This is a genomic window from Chlamydia buteonis (assembly GCF_900634605.1).
Taxonomy (GTDB): Bacteria; Chlamydiota; Chlamydiia; order Chlamydiales; family Chlamydiaceae; genus Chlamydia; species Chlamydia buteonis.
The window spans coordinates 523,537-544,453 of record NZ_CAAAFM010000001.1 but is presented as its reverse complement, the minus strand read 5'-3'; the positions used below and the strand labels follow the sequence as shown (position 1 = coordinate 544,453).

Genomic DNA, 20,917 nt, shown 5'->3' with positions numbered 1-20,917 from the left:
GGTTGACACGAAGGCTACTTGTGACTTGGATACCTCTTCATTGTCATTCTCAATACTCCATTCTAGATGCTACAAGCTCTATTAAGAGCTTTGTAGCAAAAGCAAAAGAGTATCAAATTCCTTCCTTAGCGTTAACAGATCATGGGAATCTCTACGGAGCGATTGAGTTTTACAAAGAGTGCCAACAAAACGATATTAAGCCAATTATTGGCTGTGAAGTCTACGTCGCTCCCTCATCACGTTTTGATAAAAAGAAAGAGAAAAAAAGCCGTGTTGCCAATCACCTCATTCTGTTATGTAAAAACGAACGAGGCTATCGTAATCTTTGTCTATTATCTTCCTTAGCTTTTACTGAAGGGTTTTATTATTTTCCTAGAATAGACAGGGATCTTCTTAGCCAACATGCTGAGGGGTTAATTTGTTTATCCGCGTGCCTTTCTGGTTCTGTAGCACAAGCCGCATTAGAATCAGAAGAGGCTCTAGAAAAAGATCTCCGCTGGTATCAAAATTTATTCGGGGAAGATTTTTACAGTGAAATCCAACTGCATAAAATGTCTGAGGAAAAAATAGCTTCTCTGGGTGAAGAATGGTTGAAACATGAGTATTATCAGTTTATTGATTCCCAAACAAAGGTAAATCAGGCTGTATTAGATGCAAGTAAACGTTTAGGAATTCGATCGGTAGCTACAAACGATATTCACTATATTCACGCTGACGACTGGTTAGCTCATGAGATTCTCCTCAATGTCCAACTAGGAGAAACCATAAGGATAGCAAAGCAGAATACATATATCCCCAACCCTAAGAGAAAAACTTTCCGTAGTAGGGAATATTATTTTAAATCCCCTGAAGAAATGGCAATGTTATTTGCCGATCATCCTGAAACGATTACTAACACCTTAGAAGTTGCTGATAAATGCAACCTAAATTTAAATCTTTCAAGCAAACACTACCCTATTTATGTTCCTGAGTTTCTAAAAGATAAGCAAAACTATACTGAAGAAGAACGTTACGCAGCTTCTTCAGCTTTTCTTCGAGAACTCTGTGAAAAAGGCTTGTCTACAAAATACACTCCAGAGAAGCTTGCTCATATCTCGAAAAAGTTCCCCGATCGCGATCCCTTAGAATTAGTCAAAGAACGCTTGGAAATGGAAATGTCTATCATCATTCCTAAAGGAATGTGTGACTACCTGCTGATTGTTTGGGATATTATCCATTGGGCAAAAGATAACGGTATTCCTGTAGGGCCCGGTCGTGGGTCTGGAGCAGGTTCCGTTATGTTATTCCTGTTGGGAATCACAGAAATAGAACCTATTCGTTTTGACTTATTTTTTGAGAGATTCATTAACCCAGAAAGGTTATCCTACCCTGATATCGATATCGATATCTGCATGGCGGGACGTGAACGCGTTATTAACTATGCAATAGAACGTCATGGGAAAGATAATGTTGCACAGATTATTACTTTTGGAACTATGAAAGCCAAAATGGCTGTAAAAGATGTGGGTAGAACTTTAGATGTTGCCCTTTCTAAGGTTAATCACATTGCCAAGCATATTCCAGAGCTGAATACTACATTAGCAAAAGCCTTAGAAACAGACCCTCACCTAAACGAATTGTATACTAATGATGCTGAAACAGCTCAAGTTATCGACATGGCAATGCGTCTAGAAGGATCTATCCGCAATACAGGAGTTCATGCGGCTGGAGTGATCATTTGTGGAGATCGCCTAACGAATCACATCCCCATTTGTATTTCTAAAGACTCTACCATGATCACCACACAATTTTCCATGAAGCCGGTGGAAAATGTAGGCATGCTTAAAGTAGACTTCTTAGGATTAAAAACCTTAACTAGTATTCACATAGCCATTCGCGCAATCGAAAAGAAAACTGGAAAGTTATTAGAAATGGCATCTCTACCCCTGGATGACAAAACGACATTTGCTCTTTTGCATCAAGGGAAGACTATGGGTATATTCCAAATGGAATCAAAAGGAATGCAGGAATTAGCAAAAAATCTCCGTCCTGATTCTTTTGAAGAAATCATAGCGATAGGCGCTTTGTATCGTCCAGGTCCTATGGACATGATTCCCTCATTCATCAATCGAAAGCACGGGAAAGAGATCATAGAATACGACCACCCCCTGATGGAGGGCATTCTCAAAGAAACCTATGGGATTATGGTTTATCAAGAGCAAGTTATGCAAATTGCAGGCTCCTTAGCAAGCTATTCCTTGGGAGAAGGTGACGTCTTACGTCGTGCTATGGGTAAAAAAGACATCGATCAAATGCTTAAAGAGCGAACAAGATTTTGTGAACGAGCATGCAAAAATGGTATTGATGCTGAGCTAGCAACAACTATTTTTGATAAAATGGAAAAGTTTGCTTCTTATGGATTTAATAAATCTCATGCGGCTGCTTATGGGTTAATCACCTATACAACTGCGTATCTCAAAGCGAACTATCCTAAAGAGTGGTTGGCAGCTCTTCTTACCAGTGATTCTGACGATATTGAAAAGGTAGGGAAACTGATCCATGAAGCGCATAGCATGGATATCTGTATCCTTCCTCCTGATATCAATGAATCAGGAACAGATTTTGTTGCTACAGATAAGGGCATTCGTTTTGCTATGGGGGCCATCCGAGGTATAGGGAAAGGCCTTGTAGAAAGTATTATAGAAGAGAGAGAGAAACACGGTCCTTATCAAAGTATTCGAAATTTTATTCAACGCTCTGATTTAAAAAAAGTTACTAAAAAACACACAGAAAACTTAATCGATGCAGGATGTTTTGATGTTTTTGAACCAGATAGAGACGTTGCTCAAGCAACTTTAGAAGCCCTATACGATAGTATATCTAAAGAAAAGAAAGAGGCCGCTACTGGTGTAATGACTTTCTTTTCTTTAAATACTATGCATCAAAAACATCCTATCGCCTTAACTCCTGCTACTAGTGTTGTCCGTAGATCAAAAAAAGAAATACTTAAAAAAGAAAAAGAACTTTTAGGGATCTACCTTACTGAGCACCCGATGGATGCTGTTAAAGATATTTTACCTCGGCTTTCGGTGATAAGTCCTGGAGAATTTGAAAATCTTCCTCATGGAGCAGTAATTCGGACAATATTTATTATTGATAAGGTAACGACACGGATTTCCTCAAAAGGTCAAAGAAAATTTGCTTTATTACGTGTTAACGATGGCGTAGATTCTTATGAACTGCCGATATGGCCAGAAATGTATGCTGAGCAGCAAGAACTTCTAGAAGAAGATCGTTTAATTTACGCTATTTTATCTATTGATAAACGTAGCGAATCTTTACGCTTGTCTTGCCGATGGATGAGAGACCTGTCTCTTATTAATGAAGATCTCATTCAAGAATGCGACGATATGTTTGATAAAATCAAAAGTCAAATGCAAAAAATGTCGTATTTAAATTTAGAAACTAATAAAGACTCGAATCGGGGGAAAACATCAACCATGTCAAAGTCTACTGATCACAGGTCTCAGGCTCCCATAGTTAAGCTATCTTTAGATCTTGAGCAACTACGCCACAGCCATTTATGTGCGTTAAAACAAATAATTCGCAAATATCCTGGATCTCGCACACTCTCTCTAGTTTTTACCAAAAACAATGAACGTGTAGCCTCTATCTCTCCGGACGCTGATTATTTTGTCTCTGAAGATACTAGCGGTCTTCAAAAAGATTTGGAAAATTCCCAACTTCCTGTTCGATTCATTGCTGTTTAAATATCCTGAAATGGCTTACCCGTGACTGCATTAATATACTCTATACGGACACTATTATCTGTAGCAACCAGTGACACCTTATACACAGGCACGTAAACAACCACCTTATCTAATATTAGGAAGTTATCCCCGAAAATCATTTCAGCAAGGTTACTTATACGATCTTCTGAAAACTGTGGAGATACAATAGAGGACCCTCGAGGTCTTCTTAGCCATACTGGAGACGACTGGATCGTTGTTGTACAACCTTTAATTGGTTGAAGTTGTTGGAAATGACTACCTATTTGACTCCCCGTAGAGAAAATCAATTTCTTTTTTTGACAGGCTCGGATTACTTTATCTGCGCGGATATTTTTCATAGACAAAGCGTGAGTTAAAGATTCTTTAGACGCCGCTCCCCCCAGATTTGCCAAAGCTTGCATAACATTTACGTCTTGCTTGCCAGCTTTTAGCATCAAGCACTCTCTAAATCCTTTAGAACAATTCCATGTCCCGGTATTGAGGACCATTTCACCATTCGCTAAACTCCAAAGGATAGCTCCTTCCTGGCTCACCATAGTTTTCTTAACAATATCTTCTCGAGAGAAACGCACATGCATCAGTGTATGAGGGACAAAAGTCAACTCCACAGTAGCATTCCCCTCTTGATGTTCAGGAAAGAAAGTTAATACTTGCTCTGGAGAAAATTTTCTCTCAAAAACCCGTAATCTCTCAAATCCAGACACCTTGCGAACAAACCGGCAGCTCTTTTCAAAAACATCAACGCTATAATTTGCGGTTACTTGCATGGCTTTATGAGCACAAGGCACATTATCCCATAAAAAAACTCCACAAAAAAGAGATGCAACAAAAGTACCAAAGTACAAAACTAACTTTTTCATAAAAAACCTTTTTATTTATTTTACTAAATAAAAAAATGTTTTATCAAACAAAAAAAATATATTTTGTAAATAAAACAAAAACAACGGATTTGACAAATTCTCTTTTTCTTTTCTATGATGACGTTTTGTTATCGTAGCTTCATGCCGGATTTATGAAATCTGTTTTACAGTTTGTTGTTTTTTTACTACTTTTATCTTCTGGCTGCTATGCCAGACCGATTTCTTTTGAGCCTTTTTCTGGCAAATTATCTCCTCAAAAGTTTACACCTAAGTATTCTCCTCAAGAATATCTTTCCGAAGGAAAGCACTATTTAGAACAACAACGTTATCGCAAAGCCTTTCTTTGCTTTGGCATGATTACACACCACTTCCCACAAGATCCTTTATACTCTGAAGCTTTATACTTAACGGGAGTTTGTTACTTTAAAAATGATCAGCCAGACTTAGCTGAAAAAGCTTTTTCCGCGTATTTACAACTTCCTGACGCTAATTACTCTGAAGAATTATTTTTAATGAAATATTCTATAGCAAAGAGCTTTGCTCAAGGAAAACGTAAACGCATATTCCTTTTAGAAGGGTTTCCTAAACTTGCGAATGCCGACGCAGATGCTATACGTATTTATGACGAGATCCTCACGGCTTTCCCTAATAAAGATTTAGGAGCTCAGGCGTTGTATCTTAAAGGGGACCTTCTTGTTACTAAAAAAGATCTTCCCGAAGCGATTAAGACATTTAAGAAGCTAACATTACAATTCTCTGCTCATCCTCTATCTCCAAAATCTTTTGTGCGTCTTTCAGAAATTTATCTTATGCAGGCACAAAAAGAACCTCATAACGTGCAATATTTAAACCTTGCAAAGATTAATGAAGAAGCTATGGGCAAACAGCACCCCAACCATCCTTTAAATAGCATTGTTTCCGCGAATGTACGATCTATGTGTGAGCGTTATGCTTTAGGACTATACTCTACAGGAAGATTTTATGAGAAAAAGAAGAAGCCTCATGCAGCAAGTATCTATTATACTACCGCTATAGAAAACTATCCTGAGTCATCTTTAGTAGCTAAGTGTCATAAACGACTAAATAGAATAACAAAGCATTCTTCTTAGTTTTAAGATGTTTTCTATGCGTATTTTACTTTTTTTTCTGTTTTCTTGTTGGTCCAGTTTAGGACTATCTTCTTGCTCCGGGTATTCTATTCTACGTTCTTCAGGTGCTTTATCAGATTTAGGACGTTCTATACTCTCTGAAGGTATTTATCTTTCTCCTATCGATAAGGACTCTCTAGGGCAATTGACATCAGCTCTCATGTATGAACTAGGGAAGCGCTCTCTCCCTGTACGCAATGGAGAAAGTTGCGCTCGCTATTTGCTTAAAGTGCAACTCTTGAATGACGTTGACGAGAATACAGGTTTTACGTATGCCCCAAATAAAATTGATGATGAAACCCCAAGACATTTTATTGTTTCTAGTGAGGGGCGCTTATCCTTGTCTGCGAAAGTACAACTTATTGACAGACATTCGGGACAAGTCATAGTCGATGACTGTATAGCAAAAAAATCAGTCTCTTTTGATTTTGAACCTGATTTAGGCGTAGTGAATGCTCATCAGTTTGCCTTAGGTCAATTTGAAATGCATAATGAGGCTGTTAAGAGCGCCTGGCGTGTGCTGTACACTCATTTAGCCGAGACTATAGTTCAACAGGTATATTATGACCTCTTCTGATGGAGAAGCAGTCTTTCCGGCACTCCTTAGTGAACTTCACAATATGCTAGACTTCGTTAAAGGGACAGAACAACTAAAAACATTCCCAAAAGAAAAGCTTTTAAAATTAGAGTTAGCTTGTGAAGAACTGCTTGTTAATATCATCTCTTATGCATACCAAGAAGCCCCAACTCCAGGATCTATAGTCATCTGTTGCCATGGGGATAAAGACGCCTTACATGTCACAATTAAAGATCACGGCCCTTCTTTTAATCCTCTAACTGCAACTATTGATATTCAAGATCAATTACCTTTAGATCAACGAAAACTCGGTGGGTTAGGAATTTTCTTAGCAAAAAACTCGGTGGATGAATTTCAGTATGAAAGACATGGGGATGCTAATATTGTACATCTAAAAATCCACAATAATTAGTCAATCTTGATTAAAACGGAAAGAGCGTAACATACTTTCAGTATCTTGTATATCCTGCAGATATATCTGAAGTGCTTCAAGAATCAAAGTGGATTGGTTATACTCTCCGGAAGCCTGAAATGCCATTTCTGGAGTATAGTCTCCTTTAGAATGGTATAAAGCAATATACCCTCGAGTGACTGGTTCTCCTTGAACTAGCTCTGGGACTAACCAAACAGCAAAATCTGCATTAAATAAAGTGAGTTTATCTGCGGATTCTGCAATGATGAAATTACTAATAGGAAGCTCTCTAATAGAGTCCATTTTAAGTTCAGACGCAGAATGAGACAGGACATCGGCTATATCCATAAAGCCCTCAGGAAACGCCGTTCCTTTGTTATGAATAGAACGACGGTAAAAATCCTCTAAAAAATCCAAACTCATAACGTTTTCCCTCTCATTTATGGTAATTCTTTATTTTAAGAGGCGTCAAGAGCTTTCTCGGGCTTGCTTGAAGATTTCTATCTAAGTAACAAGCTATCAAACCACCTAAGATGATAAGAGTTTTTTTTAGATTTGCATTGATTCCTTTACTGTCAGGATTATTTACACATCCTTTGTACGGACAAATAGTATTTCCTGAAACACGAGGAAATGCAGTAGCGGTTGTTCATACAGAAACAGGTAAAGTACTTTATGCTAAGGATATAGATAAAAGAATCTATCCTGCGAGCATGACCAAGATCGCGACCGCTTTATTTATCCTGAAAAAACACCCAGATGTTTTAAATCGCTTTATTATGGTAAAGCCTGACGCCATTGCTTCGATCACTCCTCAAGCGAAAAAACAATCAGGATACCGCAGTCCTCCGCATTGGCTAGAGACTGATGGTGTAACAATACAACTACAAAATAAAGAAGAGGTATCCGGCTGGGATCTATTCCATGCGTTATTGATTTGCTCAGCCAATGATGCTGCTAATGCTCTGGCTATGGCTTGCTCAGGATCTGTTGTAGAGTTTATGAAGCAACTCAATAATTTCTTGAGCGAAATTGGTTGCGACCGTACCCATTTTAATAATCCTCATGGCCTGCATCACCCCGATCACTACACAACAGCAGGTGATTTAACACGTATTATGCGTGAGGGATTAAAAGAACCATTATTCCGTCAGGTTATTCGAACTACCAATTACAAAATGGCTCCTACTAATCTCAGCCAAGAGAGAATTCTAAATCTTACAAATAAGCTGATTCTTCCAGGATCTACTTATTACTACCCTCCGGCTTTGGGGGGAAAAACAGGAACAACAAAAGATGCAGGGAAAAACCTCATCTTTGCGGCAAAAAAACATGGTCGATCGATTATCACCATAGCTGCTGGTTACTCTGCTATGAGCGAACTTTATGAAGATGTTATCGCTTTATGCGAAGGTGTTTTCAATGAACAACCGCTACGAAGGTACCTCATTCCTCCTATAGAAAAATATACCCTACGTCTCGGTATCTTAGGGAAAGTCTCTATTCCTCTACCTCAGGGGGTCTATTATGATTTCTATGCTTCTGAAGGTGAAGAACCTAAAACAATCTCTTTTGTTCCTCATGCAACAAAACTCCCTATTCATAAAGGAGATCTTCTAGGGCATTGGGTATTTCGCAATATTTCTGGGGAAAGGGTCCGTGCTGAACCTTTATATGCCTCTGATACCATCTACCCCTCTGTCGCACAAAAAATTCGTTTGTATACTAAGCGTATAATTACTTCATATAGGACGTATATTGTTCTAACACTCGTTCTGCTTTACTACAGAAAAACTCGAGTACACCGGCGCAAATCCTCTCGATATTATCTATAATGCAACTCTTTCTTTTAGCTTATGGAAAACCTGATTTTTGCATAAACTACTCAGGTATATTATTATAATAACAAGGAATACCATGTATAAATACTCCGTTGTTGGCTTACTTGCTTCTATCTTTCTGCCTATAGTCGGAGCTGGGGAGGACAACTCCAGAGTTCCAGTATCTACTATGTTATGTATTTCTAGAAACGAGGCTCGAGAGTCATCTTCTTGGCATTTTTGGAAAGATCCAAAAGTAGTGAGAGAAGAACAACATGTCTACTTTCTAAAACAGGTAATCCTTGCATTAAAGCGACCTGAAATTTGGAATGATCCGTTAAATCTTCTGCATATTTTGTTGCAATTTGATAAATTTCCAGAGGCATCAGGAGAATGTCATAACTTATTGCTAGTCATTATCAAACATAGGGTTATGGCACTCACCATGAACATGGGATAAGCTCGCAACCCTATACAGAAACTTGGCTGCGCTTACGAACAAAGTGAGCCGAAAAAAAGCCGTCTCCGCTGTCTGGCGAAAGAGTGGTGCGCATATGATGTGCTTCTTCCCACCCCAAAGAATTCATAAAAGCGACTTGCTTTTCATTTTCTTCGGACAATAGAGAACAGGTAATGTAGACAAGCTTGCCTCCTGGTTTGACGTAACGTACAGCGTCTCTAAGGATCTTTCTTTGCACATATGAGAATGTAGTGAGTAGTTTCCTAGAAAACTGGCTTTTCTTTTCCGGATGACGACGGTATACCCCTGTTCCTGTACAAGGAGCATCAACAACTACAATAGAAAAGCTATTTTTTCTGAGATGTTGTTGGCCTATAGAGAAATTTCTAACTCCTGCTCTACGTAAACGCTGTTTTGCCTCTTCCAAAATATCCTTTCGGCTATCATGTAAAACAATATGATGCGCCCTCTCAGCAAAAATAAGACTTTTCCCACCAGCTCCGGCACAAAAATCTAAAATACGATCCTTTTTGCTTATCGGAATATCTAGGGTAATTTTCTGTGAAGATTCATCTTGGATTTCAAATAAACCACGATGAAATGCTGCGCTATGCTGCAACGGATAACGCTTAGCAAAACGCAATGAACCGGGTACGGATCCCGGCTCGCTAGGATATTCTAAACACTTTTGTAGATCTTCTACTGAGGTTCTTCGTGTGTTCACACGAATAGTACAGGGGGCTTCCTTAAGAAAAATCTCCGAGAGTTCCTTAGCACGTTCTTGGCCGTAATCTTCTGTCAAACATGCAGCAAGATCATCAGACACAGAATACTTTACCGGCCAGGGAAGATCATGATACTTCTCAATATCATCTAAAGCTCCTTCTTCTACTTTAGCAACTAAAGTTTCTGGAGTTATCTCCTGATTATCTCGTTGAATCAGAGCTTCTAACAGCCGCCGATGACGAAGAATAGCGAACACACGCGCACTGATCCACTGACGATCTTTAGAGCCTAAAGAATGGTGTTGTTTAAAATATAGAGCTACACGATTAACCTCACCAATAGGTGTGGTATACAGCTCATTGAGTAATGTGTATAAATGATGTAGACGAAAAGGAACCATGGAGAAAAGTATACATTGTTGTGCGTTATTTTCCTCTGAAAAAACTGTAAAAAAAATAACTAGAGCACTCTCATCTGCAAAGTAGAGAACAATCCCTACAACAGCATAGAAAATATTAGAATTTTTTAAATATGCACGAGATTTGCTGCCAAAACGTCGGTTCTGGCGTGTAATAGTTAATACTTTTTTTCAATAAAGAATAGACCTTTTCATCGAAATCTAAAAGCCAGCGCATAAGAAGCATCTGCATCATTTTCAACCATAGTCCGGGACTACAATCGCGAATGCTATACATTCTCCCGATTTGTTCTGGAGTCGCTTCATTGACAATTGCAGCAGCAGTTTTTAGATCTTCTGATACGATACGCCGAAGAATTTCTGCAAGAAATCCTTGAGCAGCGTTTGCTTCCTTCGGGGAAAATTCTGCAACCTCTTGCCAGGTATTCACCATAGCTTTCCCCTGCGGAGTGAATAATAGAGAACCTACCAATGAGTTAGTCAACATATCAGAAAGAGAGTTTGTTATAACACCCCCGATGACTGCTTGGAAATCTTCTCTACTTATTGCGTAGAGATTCTTTAGCTCTGACAATAATTTGAAGCTTCTTTCTGACAAAGTCTTCAAGGGAGCAGCTTTCTCAGCAACGAATTGATCTAGCAGTTCTAAGCTTAAGGGAAGATAAGTTGCCTGGCTTTCTAAAAATGTCATTAAAGCCTCCATAATCACTTGAGAAGAAGACTCTGCAGTCATGATCTCTTTTACAGACAAGCTCACATCATCGCTCTCGGAATGGATTTCTACATCGTGGGTAAAATCTTCCCAGGAAGAAAAATTCGTTTTCTCGTTTGCAAATACGGAACTTGCTACATTGGAAACTTTATTTAAAGGGCGTTGGCGTTCTAAGACAATGATATTCTTTAACATCAGGAGCTTTTTGACGACGCTCTTCTTTCTTTCGAAAGTATCTTTACGAAATATCTTATAGAGAATACGTGTGTAAGGCAGTTCCTGACGTAGGCGCATATCGATAATAGAAAGAAGTCTTCCTGACAGAGCGTAAGAAATTAATGAACGGGAAAAAAGCTCTTGAATAACTTTTTGGATTGTCTCTTTCACAGCGTCCTGATCCGGACAAAGAGCGGTGTTTATAGGCCAGGTTTCTAAAAGATGTTGTTTTTTATTATAAACAAGAGTCCGAGACTCATCACGAATAGCTAGTTCGACAACACGCAAATAATAGTCTGTAGAAAATCGAGAATCTAACATCATAGGAGAACAAAGCCCTAACGTTTTTCTTGCTTATTCTCTAGAGGAAATATTATTGCATTATTTTTATTCGAGGAAAATAGAGCCCCTAGAGCTGTTAGTCTATGTATCTTGCCTCAAGATTTTCTAGTATGAATTCCAATATGATCTATTTATCTTCCCTTACTTTGTTTGATAGGAAAAGAAAAAGTTGCGTATCATATCGTTAAGTTTTTGCTCATATTCTCTAGGATTACTTAGGTAATCCTCTGCGAAAGAAGGTAGATTAGCTTCAACAATATCTCCTACCACATCATAATTGATGATAGGAATTCCAAGATTCATTTGTTCGGTATCACTCGTCCATAAGTTGAGATATTCGGCCATTAACGTTGTATGAGTGTAACGCAAAGAAGAAAGAATTTGTCTGACTATAACTGTTTCTTCATATCCCTTACTTGCGAGTGCATCGAGACGAGAGGCTAAATCTAAAACAAGTGTGTAATCAGAATCAGCTTGCGCTAATGTTTCTATAGCCTCTTTGCACCTTACTTTTTCATTGTAGGGTAGAGTAGATAGTTTTGTGATTCCTCGAACTGTAGCTAAAGGATCTAGCACCTGCCCTCCATTCATAATATCGTAAAAAGACGACACTATCACTCCAGCTTCTACAGCGCTTGCCATAGGAGCTGTTCCCAATGCTGTTGAGGAATTATATTCTTTATTTCCTAATTTACAGGAGATTTCTTTTTCTGCAGACCATTTACAAGCCATACGCAACATCAAGGCCAACGCCACAGTTACTTCAGGCCCTTCAGGATCCATACCACAGAAATCAATAGAAGACTCTGCTTTTTTTCTGCAGATACTGAAGCACATTTTCTCAAAAGTTTTTAAGAAAAATTGTCTTATGGACGCGCAACATCCCGCTGTAGTTTCTGGGGCAGCTTTAGCTTCCTTGATAGCTTCTTCCGGCAACTCTGTTTCATTAAATAGTGCCACGTAACTTTTAGAAAAAGACTTACCTTTTGAAAAACGAGGTGTTCCTAATCTAGTATACCATAGCCTGTGAACTGCTTGACGAATTCTAGATAGTATACTTCTAAACAATCCCTCTTGAGTCTCTGAATGTACCCTGCCTTGCAAGTCACTATTCATCCCTTCGGAAGCATTAGCTTCGGGGATACCGTGTTGGGGATCCTGTTCGTCTAATATAGAACCTACACGGTCGGAGATACGCTCTTTTAAATCAAGATCATCCCCCTCACCTTCTACTGAAAATTCCTTATCTGTAAATAGGTCTTTCCAAGGAGGTTCTACGCCCCCACCGCCTGAAATTGGTGCTCCCATAGCTAATCCTTACTTAATCCTCTGGCAAACTACAAGCATCACAAGCTAAGATCGAAGTTGTTCTTACATAAGCTTCTGAGCTTAAAAATTTCATTAAATCTAGAGCTCCTGTATTCCAACGCCTCTCTACTTGAACTGAATTAGGATCGTATTTCCCAACATTAGCAAAGGCAAATCCATTCGCTATCGTTCTCATAGTGACTTCTCCCTTACCAGCAAACGAAGACCAAAACCTTATCATACCGTTAGGGCTAGTCTCTCTTAGAAAATTTAAATCACGAGCTAGAGATTGCAAAGGGGCTTGCCAGTCATAACTTTCTTCGGGATCTCCGTATTCATCTATAAGCTGATCAATATAATTAACAAAATCCTCTTTGGGACCTAACTTAGGCCCTTCTAAACCCATACGCACCAATACCGGAAGAAGTACTGATTCTCCATCTTGTCTTTGTTCTTTCTCTCCCAGGTCCCATATAGATCGAGATAACGAAATAGCAGTCTTTAGGGGGAATTCATTAATTCCAGGTCGCAAAACACTCATTTCCTGTTGCGCCTCTAGGCGAGTCTGGCCCAACCTAGATGCTACTGTCTGTAAACACGCAAGTTTATACGCTATCGGCTCGTGTTGTTCGTGATTTGTCCAGCGTTCCCTAATCTGGCTAGATAACTTTGCCAATTGTTCTTGTTTTGTCGCATGGTGTGCTTCTAGCTCAGCTTTTAATTTATCTGCTATTTCAGAAGAAATTTCTACCGAGCTACTACTTGCTCCTGAGTCATTAGAGCCTGAGCTAGAAATAGAAGACGTACTATCCTGACGTTGTAATTTCGGTTTTGTTGGTCCTACTGCTGGAGGTTGAGGAGCTTTACGTTTGAGAGACCGTGTAGTACTACTTCCTGAAGCAGTTTGAGATGTGCTTGATTTAGTGACTGAGGACGCCGGATTAACACCTCTCAGCGATGTTCTTACAGATGAAGAAGTTGGCGGTGGTGGTGGTGGGGTATTTGGACGCTTTGGCCCTGAAGCTTGATCTGGTACCTTTGGAGTATCTACTTTAAGTCCTGGAGTATAACCTTTCTTTTGTAATCTTCTAGCAGCACCCTCTGTTGATCTTGCGCTATCCAAAGAACTATAGCTCTTTTCACTAGACCCAACACTGCCAAAAGATGAGACACTCATTGTATCAGGTTCCCAGCCACTTATATCCATGGATGAGGCGTAAGAAGCTTCAGAAGATTGGTGACTACTAGTTACGGATGGTGTAGGAATAGATTCTCGGGAATTTGCTTTTGAGGAAGAACTACCTAATATACTGGAGAAGAAATTCCTTACAGCAGATGTGATTCTTGATAAGAAGCTAGAGCTTTCATTGGTATTATTTTGGGTAGAAATGTCATGGGATCCTACTACTCCGGATGGACTTTTACCAGCATTTTGAACATCCTCGTGCTGATTATGAGCTCCGGAAATCCATAGATCATTATTATTACGACTGTGACCACTTGGATTAATTCCCATAGCTTTTCTCCATAATAGTTCCACTATTTAATAATTATAATTTTAAAATTAAATTTAATTAATATGCATGCTTTTATTAAAGCATAAACAAAAATCAATACAATTAATTAATAATAAATAGAATTAAGAATTAATTAGAGAATACGCACTAAAACTTTGTAAATGTGCGTCTTAAGACTTTTATCAATGCAAGATAGGTCGGAGATTTAAGTTGAGCTTGAGAATCGCCTAACCCTTACTAATCAATGAGTTAGGGAATAGTTTCACTTTAATGATAAAAGGAAATAATATTCTAATTATATGAGGGAAAATAAAAAGCTATTTTGGTAAAGAATCTCATTTTTACAAATAGTAACAGAAACATTCATCTAGAAATAACTGATGAAGATTTAAGCATAAAGCTGGATTCAGCTTTATGCTATTAAAGAGAAACCTTATTGAAGCGTCTTGAAAACAAGAGCTTGAAAAAGTTTAATCTTGTGATGGAGACAGAACTTCGGTTCCTGGTAAAAAACCTTTCTCTAGGAATTCTAAAGACGCACCACCACCTGTAGATACGTGTGAGACTTGTGCTGCGCATCCGGCCAAAGCAACAACAGCAGCAGCATCCCCACCCCCCACTACTGTAATTGCAGAAGGATGTCGTGCTAAACAATTAGCAATAGCCATGGACCCCTGATCAAAAGGAGGAACTTCATAAACACCAACAGGGCCGTTCCAAAATACGGTTGATGAGGCATCGATTATTTTACAAAATTCTTGAATAGTTTTTGTTCCTATATCCAGACCTTCAAGATCTTTAGGGATCCCTTGATCTATAGAGACTTCACTCCAAGGAACTGCGGGAGCACAGGCTTTGGCAACCTTCACATCTATAGGAAGAACGATACGCACATTACGCTGCTCTGCAATTTTCAGAACACGACGTGCAAGTTCTATGCCAGATTCTTCAACCAAGGAATTCCCTACAGATCTTCCTAATGCTTTTAAAAAAGTAAAACACATTCCGCCTGCTAAAAGTAGGTTATCCACTTTAGAGAGTAGGGCTTCTATAACGCCGATTTTTGAAGATACTTTAGAACCACCCAGAATCGCAGTAAAGGGACGCTTAGGAGAAATTAACAGGTGCTGTCCTAAAAACTCGAGTTCTTTTTCCATAAGAAGACCCGCCGCAGATCGCCCTGGGAAAGCTTGGGGAACCGTGTACACAGAGGCATGTTTTCTGTGTGAAGTTCCAAAAGCATCATTCACATAAAAATCCCCATAGGAAGAAAGTTCTGCAGCAAAAGCAGGATATTCTTCAGGATGTTCTTCCCCTGGATGAAAACGAAGATTCTCTAATAACAACACTCGTCCCGGAGAGATTTGTGCTACTGCCTGACGGGCAACTTCTCCTACACAATCGGGGGCTAACGGCACGTGATGGCCTAGGTAACCTTCTAAAACTTCAACAACAGGCTGGAGAGAATATTTTTCTTCGAAACCATTTCCTTGAGGGCGACCCAGATGACTCATTAAAATTACAGCAGCGCGCTTTTGCAATAGATAATTAATTGTCGGCATCGCACTACGAATGCGGATATCATCAAGAATCTTCCCATCTTTTATAGGAACATTAAAATCTACACGGACTAAAACCTTTTTTTCTTCTGGGGAGAGTTCCCTGACTGTCAATCTATCCATATACCTTAAGAAACTATCTAAGATGATTTCCCTATTTTTACTGGAAGAGCGCTCTTAAAGCAAAGAAAAATAGAATAGAGAGAATCGCTCCTGCTGGAAGAGTGATAAACCATGACATGATAATATCTTTAATAATATTTAAATTAATGGCGTGGATACCCCGAGCTAAGCCTATACCTAAGACAGCTCCGACAACCACATGTGTTGTCGATATGGGTAAACCTATAGCTGAAGCGAAAGCAATAGTAACAGCAGAACTTAAACCCACAGAAAAACCTCTTGAAGGTGTGAGTTCTGTAATCTTACATCCTACAGTTTCAATTACTCGCCATCCCCAAATAGATAACCCTATAATCAATCCCACACCACCAAACGCCATAAGACCTATCAACGTATAGGAAGAATATACTTGAGGATATACCTGTCGTAAAACTCCAGCAACCGGAGCTATGGCATTAGCAACGTCGTTAGATCCGTGAGCAAAAGCCATAAAACATGCGATAATAATTTGTAAGTAAGCAAAGATTCTTTCTACGATAAGATACTTTCTACCATAGTTTCCCCCGCATGTTTTTAAACGACAAAGTAAACTCCCTGATTTAGGCGAAGCAGAAATAAAAGAACAATGTGGCGTATGCACATATTTAAACATAATTGCATAAGCCATACTCCCGACTAAGAACACTAATACCAAAGCCCAAGATAAAGGAATCAACCGGGTGACTACCCCTCCGCAAACAATAATAATCCCTAAAACGACTATGACAAAAGCAGCAAGAAAAGGGGCTATGCGAATCATCGCTCCTACAGGGTCATTCTTATAAAGAATATTCCTACGTATAAAAGAGAAGATCATATACGCGATGCATCCTCCCATTAACGGAGAGATTACCCAGCTAATTAAAATTGCCCCTATAGATCCCCAGTAAATCACTGTTCCTTTACCAAGAACAAGACCAAAACCTATCACCGCTCCAACTATAGAATGGGTTGTAGAGACAGGCCATCCAAAATAAGAGGCTAATTGGAGCCAAACTCCCGTAGCTAACAAGGCTCCTGTCATACCATAAACGTAATCCCCAGAAGCTATTAAAGGATCTGAAACAGAAACAATATGACTTTCTATGGTTCCTGCTACACGATCTCCTAGGAATAATGCTCCTAAAAATTCAAAAATAGCGGCAATGACTACAGCTTGTCGTAGTGTTAATACTCCGGATCCTACACTTGGGCCAACAGCATTGGCAACGTCGTTAGCTCCTATATTCCAAGAGGTGTAGAAACCGCATAAAAGAACAAAAATCAGTAAGGCAAGCATGAAATATTACTTTTCTTCCAGCGTCATGTTAACTCGATGAGCAAGCTTCTCCGCACTATCGGATATGCCCGCTACACGCTTAATTACCTGCAGCCATAAGTAAAACTCTTTTTCAGAAATGGTAAATTCATCGGAAAAGAATATTTGCATGATCTCTCGTTGAATGACATCACACTCGTGTTCTGCTTTCGCCACGCGACTTACTAGGAAACGTGCCTTATCAGCTTTACGTCCTCCGAAAGAACTTTCTAGTAATTTATTGAATTCTTGTATGACCGTCATAGTAAGGTCAAAAGTTTCGACACTTTTATGTAAGAACTGAAAAAAGATCTTCTCAAACTCCGGATAAAAATGTAGCTTTCTAACAGTAAGCAAAATAGCGACATCCTCAGAAACATCAGCTATGCTATCTTGTATAGAAATAATTTCCAGTAACCCTGCCCGAGATATAGGCATAAACAAGCCTACAGGAAGGTGATTCCGCATATCATTTTTTATACAATCTGCTTGATATTCCTTATCAGAAATACTCTTAGCTATTGTTTGTACCTGTTTGTAATCCCCATCACGCAAAGCTGTAAAGATCGGCACCATTTGCTGAACGCAGAATGCTACAACTTCTAAATGTGCCTGCAACGGGGCAAAAGGAGACTGTCCGAACAGACGAGCAAGGGTTTGCATAAGAATACCTTTTTAGTAATAATAACGAGCTTTAATGATCTTGTAAATGACTTATGACTCATCCACCTATCTTACAAGTTAAGGATCTATCGGTAAGTCTGCATAAACGTCGGGAACATTACCCTATTGTTGAGTCATTGTCTTTTGATCTGCATAAAGGGAAGACGTTAGCGATTATTGGAGAATCCGGTTCAGGGAAATCGGTAACAGCTCAAGCTCTTATGCAGTTATTACCCTCCCCACTATTTTCTACATCGGGGGAAATATTATTCCATGGGAAGGACTTATTAAAAGCCCCTCGAGGTATCTTACGTTCTATCTTTGGAACAAAGATTTCTATGATTTTTCAAAATCCTCAATCTTCATTAAACCCTGTTTTTACAATAGAACAACAATTCCAAGAGCTTATCCGCACACACTTACACCTACCTGCTAGAGAGGGGAAAAATAAAATTATTCAAGCTCTTACAGATACAGGATTTCATAATCCCGAACTCTGTTTAAAGCTCTATCCTCATCAGCTATCAGGGGGTATGCTGCAAAGAGTTTCCATTGCTATGGCTTTACTTACCTCTCCAGAAATTCTAATTGCCGATGAGCCAACAACAGCTCTTGATGTTTCTGTTCAATACCAGATCTTACAATTACTCAAAGGCTTACAGGAAAAACTAGGAATGGCCTTGCTTATCATTACCCACAATATGGGCGTCGTTGCCGAAACTGCAGATAACGTACTCGTTCTTTATGCAGGCAGACTGGCTGAGTGTGCTCCAGTAAAGGACATTTTCCACAATCCTTGCCATCCTTATACTCAAGATCTACTCGCTTCTCGTCCTTCATTGCAAAGTGAAACATTTATGACAATTCCTGGGCAGCCTCCCCACTATAGTGCCCTGCCTTCTGGATGCTACTACTACCCTAGATGCTCAAAAGCTTATGGAAAATGTAAAGTAGAATCTCCAGAAGCTCGGCATGTGACAGAAGGACATAAAGTAAGGTGCTGGTTATATGAATGACCCCTTAGTACAAGCTAATCAACTAAAAAAATATTACTATAAACGGACCAGCTGGTTTCGAAAAAAAACAATAGCAACGCGAGCCATTGATAATGTTTCTTTTTCTATACCTTCGGGAAAGATTGTAGGACTAATTGGGGAATCGGGATCAGGGAAAACAACATTAGCCCTAGCCTTGTCTGGGTTGCTATCGTTAACATCCGGTTATTTATCTTTCGACAATACTCCAATTAAGCTCCATTCTAGACATGACTTAAAAAAACTACGCTCTTACGTGCGTATGGTTTTCCAAAATCCCAAAGCCTCTTTAAATCCTAGAAAAACAATTTTTGACAGCTTAGGTCACGCCCTTATCCATCATCGGATCATTACAAAAGAGAAACTCCATTCTGTAATTGGAGAAACTTTAGAACGTGTAGGATTATCAGCTGATTATTTTTATCGTTATCCGCATCAACTCTCAGGAGGTCAGCAACAGCGCGTATCTATAGCCCGAGCATTGCTAGGAACTCCTAAGCTTATCATATGTGATGAGGTAGTTTCTGCTTTAGATCTATCCATGCAAGCACAGATTTTGAATATGCTCTCCAAATTACAAAAAGAACTGCAGATGAGCTACCTGTTTATTTCCCATGATTTAGCTGTTGTACGATCTTTTTGCTCAGAGGTGATCATCATGTATAAAGGAAAAATAGTTGAATCGGGAGCCACAGAAGATATTTTCTTAAACCCTAAACATCCTTATACTCAAATGCTGCTTAATTCGCAGCTACCTGACTTACCAGAAAATCGCAGCGTTGAGCATAAACTAAAATCCTTTCAAAAAAATACATCAGAGAATCCCTCGCCAACAGGATGTGTGTTCTATAATCGCTGTCCTAAACGACAAAAAACCTGCCTTCAAGGACCTATCCCAGAACAAACAGAAGGGAACAAACATACATATCTATGTATTCTTTAAAAGATGGATAAAAAAGACCTGAGGCTCTTTTTATAAAACTACGATTTCTTCAACAGCCATTCTTCTAACTGTTTGAGTTGTTCTTCATCTTGAACATGCAGTGACACACTATAATGAGAACCTTGAGATTTGACTGTTACTTTATACCCCAAAGATTGACTAAGACGTTCTTGCATTTCATGATAGTGTGAAGATGTAGCACGAGCCTTTACTTGCTCTTTAGAAGCGTGTGTTGTTAACACTTCTCCAGACAACAGCTTCTTTGCTTCTTGTTCGGCTTCTCGGACAGCAAGACGTTGTGAGATAATCTTTTCAGCAAGAATTTCTCGCAAATTAGGATCTTCGAGGGTAAGAATGACTTTAGCATGGCCTAAAGTTATCTCCCCAAGATAAAGGCTTTTTTGAATAGACTCAGATAGAGAAAAAAGACGTAGGTAATTTGCTACTGTAGAGCGTTTTTTCCCTACTCTTAAAGCCACCTTATCTTGAGTTAATCCAAAAACATTGATGAGCTTTCTGAAAGCCTCTGCCATTTCCATAGGGCTAAGATTTACACGCTGGATATTTTCTATAAGAGTAGCTTCTGCAGCTATATCATCTGCAACTACTTGCTTGAGAACAACAGGTATCGTAGTGTATCCAGCAAGTTGTAAAGCCCTCCAGCGGCGCTCTCCTGCTATTAATTCATAATATAAAACTCTATCCCCACTACGAATTTCACGAACCACAGGAGGATGAATTAAACCTACCGATTTTAACGATGCAACTAATTCCTGAAGTTCAGATTCGGAAAACACTCGACGAGGTTGAAAAGGGCTTACCCGAATGTTGTCGATAGCCACTTCTATTATTGTATCTTTATTGATAACTCCGCTCACAAATTACCTTCGCTATTTTCCTATTATCTCCGAAACATTTTCAGTCGCATAGAGATGTCATTTATCCCAACTTATTTTAAGTAAAAATAGTATCA

At 39.1% G+C, this 20,917-nt stretch carries 18 protein-coding genes; 8 read left to right on the top strand and 10 right to left on the bottom strand.

Annotation, left to right across the window (positions count from 1 at the left end):
* The first annotated feature begins 20 nt into the window (after positions 1 to 20).
* Positions 21 to 3,749, top strand: a complete 3,729-nt coding sequence (dnaE, locus tag E1N70_RS02375; protein WP_131743964.1) for a DNA polymerase III subunit alpha — start codon at positions 21 to 23, stop codon at positions 3,747 to 3,749.
* Here dnaE and E1N70_RS02370 read toward each other — a convergent pair.
* Entirely contained in the window at positions 3,746 to 4,630 is an 885-nt protein-coding gene (locus E1N70_RS02370; RefSeq protein WP_131743963.1) for a hypothetical protein, read from the bottom strand. The two genes, dnaE and E1N70_RS02370, sit on opposite strands and share 4 nt — an antisense overlap.
* A 152-nt stretch (positions 4,631 to 4,782) precedes the next feature.
* On the opposite strand from E1N70_RS02370, the gene E1N70_RS02365 reads away from it, so the two are divergent.
* From E1N70_RS02365 to E1N70_RS02355, 3 genes are read left to right on the top strand one after another with little or no spacing between them, the layout of a single operon-like run.
* Entirely contained in the window at positions 4,783 to 5,739 is a 957-nt protein-coding gene (locus E1N70_RS02365; RefSeq protein WP_131743962.1) for a tetratricopeptide repeat protein, read from the top strand.
* A 16-nt stretch (positions 5,740 to 5,755) separates the two neighbouring features.
* Positions 5,756 to 6,355 carry a globin family protein gene (locus E1N70_RS02360; protein ID WP_131743961.1) on the top strand — a complete coding sequence of 200 codons (600 nt, stop codon included), beginning with the start codon at positions 5,756 to 5,758 and terminating at the stop codon, positions 6,353 to 6,355.
* Positions 6,342 to 6,767, top strand: a complete 426-nt coding sequence (locus E1N70_RS02355; protein ID WP_131743960.1) for an ATP-binding protein — start codon at positions 6,342 to 6,344, stop codon at positions 6,765 to 6,767. Before E1N70_RS02360 ends, E1N70_RS02355 begins: the two co-directional genes overlap by 14 nt.
* On the opposite strand, the gene E1N70_RS02350 is transcribed toward E1N70_RS02355, so the two are convergent.
* Positions 6,768 to 7,190: a hypothetical protein gene (locus E1N70_RS02350; RefSeq protein ID WP_131743959.1), complete on the bottom strand. Its 423-nt coding sequence runs from the start codon at positions 7,188 to 7,190 to the stop codon at positions 6,768 to 6,770.
* 110 nt (positions 7,191 to 7,300) lie between these two features.
* Between E1N70_RS02350 and E1N70_RS02345 the strand changes: the two genes are divergently transcribed.
* Positions 7,301 to 8,602 (top strand): D-alanyl-D-alanine carboxypeptidase family protein, encoded by a 1,302-nt coding sequence (locus tag E1N70_RS02345; RefSeq protein WP_131743958.1) that lies wholly within the window; start codon positions 7,301 to 7,303, stop codon positions 8,600 to 8,602.
* 82 nt (positions 8,603 to 8,684) lie between these two features.
* Positions 8,685 to 9,047, top strand: a complete 363-nt coding sequence (locus E1N70_RS02340) for a hypothetical protein (RefSeq protein WP_131743957.1) — start codon at positions 8,685 to 8,687, stop codon at positions 9,045 to 9,047.
* A 10-nt stretch (positions 9,048 to 9,057) separates the two neighbouring features.
* On the opposite strand, the gene E1N70_RS02335 is transcribed toward E1N70_RS02340, so the two are convergent.
* From E1N70_RS02335 to E1N70_RS02305, 7 genes are all read right to left on the bottom strand, one after another.
* Positions 9,058 to 10,173: an RsmB/NOP family class I SAM-dependent RNA methyltransferase gene (locus E1N70_RS02335; protein ID WP_131743956.1), complete on the bottom strand. Its 1,116-nt coding sequence runs from the start codon at positions 10,171 to 10,173 to the stop codon at positions 9,058 to 9,060.
* Positions 10,174 to 10,288: 115 nt separating this feature from the next.
* Complete coding sequence (locus E1N70_RS02330) at positions 10,289 to 11,443, bottom strand: hypothetical protein (protein ID WP_131743955.1); 1,155 nt, start codon at positions 11,441 to 11,443, stop codon at positions 10,289 to 10,291.
* A 159-nt stretch (positions 11,444 to 11,602) separates the two neighbouring features.
* Positions 11,603 to 12,769 (bottom strand): TmeB family type III secretion system effector, encoded by a 1,167-nt coding sequence (locus E1N70_RS02325; RefSeq protein ID WP_131743954.1) that lies wholly within the window; start codon positions 12,767 to 12,769, stop codon positions 11,603 to 11,605.
* Positions 12,770 to 12,782: 13 nt separating this feature from the next.
* Positions 12,783 to 14,285 carry a SemD/SinC family type III secretion system effector gene (semD, locus tag E1N70_RS02320; protein WP_131743953.1) on the bottom strand — a complete coding sequence of 501 codons (1,503 nt, stop codon included), beginning with the start codon at positions 14,283 to 14,285 and terminating at the stop codon, positions 12,783 to 12,785.
* 471 nt (positions 14,286 to 14,756) lie between these two features.
* On the bottom strand, positions 14,757 to 15,968 hold the full coding sequence (locus E1N70_RS02315; protein ID WP_131743952.1) for a phosphoglycerate kinase: 1,212 nt from the start codon (positions 15,966 to 15,968) through the stop codon (positions 14,757 to 14,759).
* Between the two features lie 37 nt (positions 15,969 to 16,005).
* Positions 16,006 to 17,286: an inorganic phosphate transporter gene (locus E1N70_RS02310; protein ID WP_131743951.1), complete on the bottom strand. Its 1,281-nt coding sequence runs from the start codon at positions 17,284 to 17,286 to the stop codon at positions 16,006 to 16,008.
* Between the two features lie 6 nt (positions 17,287 to 17,292).
* Positions 17,293 to 17,967 carry a TIGR00153 family protein gene (locus E1N70_RS02305; protein WP_131743950.1) on the bottom strand — a complete coding sequence of 225 codons (675 nt, stop codon included), beginning with the start codon at positions 17,965 to 17,967 and terminating at the stop codon, positions 17,293 to 17,295.
* A gap of 53 nt (positions 17,968 to 18,020) precedes the next feature.
* Here E1N70_RS02305 and E1N70_RS02300 point away from each other — a divergent pair, with 53 nt between their 5' ends.
* Positions 18,021 to 18,983 carry an ABC transporter ATP-binding protein gene (locus E1N70_RS02300; RefSeq protein WP_131743949.1) on the top strand — a complete coding sequence of 321 codons (963 nt, stop codon included), beginning with the start codon at positions 18,021 to 18,023 and terminating at the stop codon, positions 18,981 to 18,983.
* Positions 18,976 to 19,944: an oligopeptide/dipeptide ABC transporter ATP-binding protein gene (locus tag E1N70_RS02295; protein WP_131743948.1), complete on the top strand. Its 969-nt coding sequence runs from the start codon at positions 18,976 to 18,978 to the stop codon at positions 19,942 to 19,944. Before E1N70_RS02300 ends, E1N70_RS02295 begins: the two co-directional genes overlap by 8 nt.
* A 38-nt stretch (positions 19,945 to 19,982) precedes the next feature.
* Here E1N70_RS02295 and E1N70_RS02290 read toward each other — a convergent pair whose 3' ends face one another.
* The gene (locus E1N70_RS02290; protein WP_131743947.1) at positions 19,983 to 20,822 is read right to left on the bottom strand and encodes a ParB/RepB/Spo0J family partition protein; all 840 of its coding nucleotides are present in this window, start codon (positions 20,820 to 20,822) and stop codon (positions 19,983 to 19,985) included.
* Positions 20,823 to 20,917 lie beyond the last annotated feature (95 nt).

Bases quoted from the DNA above. Each gene is read 5' to 3' on its own strand.
- E1N70_RS02370 (WP_131743963.1), bottom strand. From the start codon at position 4,630: ATGAAAAAGTTAGTTTTGTACTTTGGTACTTTTGTTGCATCTCTTTTT.
- E1N70_RS02365 (WP_131743962.1), top strand. From the start codon at position 4,783: ATGAAATCTGTTTTACAGTTTGTTGTTTTTTTACTACTTTTATCTTCT.
- E1N70_RS02360 (WP_131743961.1), top strand. From the start codon at position 5,756: ATGCGTATTTTACTTTTTTTTCTGTTTTCTTGTTGGTCCAGTTTAGGA.
- E1N70_RS02355 (WP_131743960.1), top strand. From the start codon at position 6,342: ATGACCTCTTCTGATGGAGAAGCAGTCTTTCCGGCACTCCTTAGTGAA.
- E1N70_RS02350 (WP_131743959.1), bottom strand. From the start codon at position 7,190: ATGAGTTTGGATTTTTTAGAGGATTTTTACCGTCGTTCTATTCATAAC.
- E1N70_RS02345 (WP_131743958.1), top strand. From the start codon at position 7,301: ATGATAAGAGTTTTTTTTAGATTTGCATTGATTCCTTTACTGTCAGGA.
- E1N70_RS02340 (WP_131743957.1), top strand. From the start codon at position 8,685: ATGTATAAATACTCCGTTGTTGGCTTACTTGCTTCTATCTTTCTGCCT.
- E1N70_RS02335 (WP_131743956.1), bottom strand. From the start codon at position 10,173: ATGGTTCCTTTTCGTCTACATCATTTATACACATTACTCAATGAGCTG.
- E1N70_RS02330 (WP_131743955.1), bottom strand. From the start codon at position 11,443: ATGATGTTAGATTCTCGATTTTCTACAGACTATTATTTGCGTGTTGTC.
- E1N70_RS02325 (WP_131743954.1), bottom strand. From the start codon at position 12,769: ATGGGAGCACCAATTTCAGGCGGTGGGGGCGTAGAACCTCCTTGGAAA.
- semD (WP_131743953.1), bottom strand. From the start codon at position 14,285: ATGGGAATTAATCCAAGTGGTCACAGTCGTAATAATAATGATCTATGG.
- E1N70_RS02315 (WP_131743952.1), bottom strand. From the start codon at position 15,968: ATGGATAGATTGACAGTCAGGGAACTCTCCCCAGAAGAAAAAAAGGTT.
- E1N70_RS02310 (WP_131743951.1), bottom strand. From the start codon at position 17,286: ATGCTTGCCTTACTGATTTTTGTTCTTTTATGCGGTTTCTACACCTCT.
- E1N70_RS02305 (WP_131743950.1), bottom strand. From the start codon at position 17,967: ATGCAAACCCTTGCTCGTCTGTTCGGACAGTCTCCTTTTGCCCCGTTG.
- E1N70_RS02300 (WP_131743949.1), top strand. From the start codon at position 18,021: ATGACTCATCCACCTATCTTACAAGTTAAGGATCTATCGGTAAGTCTG.
- E1N70_RS02295 (WP_131743948.1), top strand. From the start codon at position 18,976: ATGAATGACCCCTTAGTACAAGCTAATCAACTAAAAAAATATTACTAT.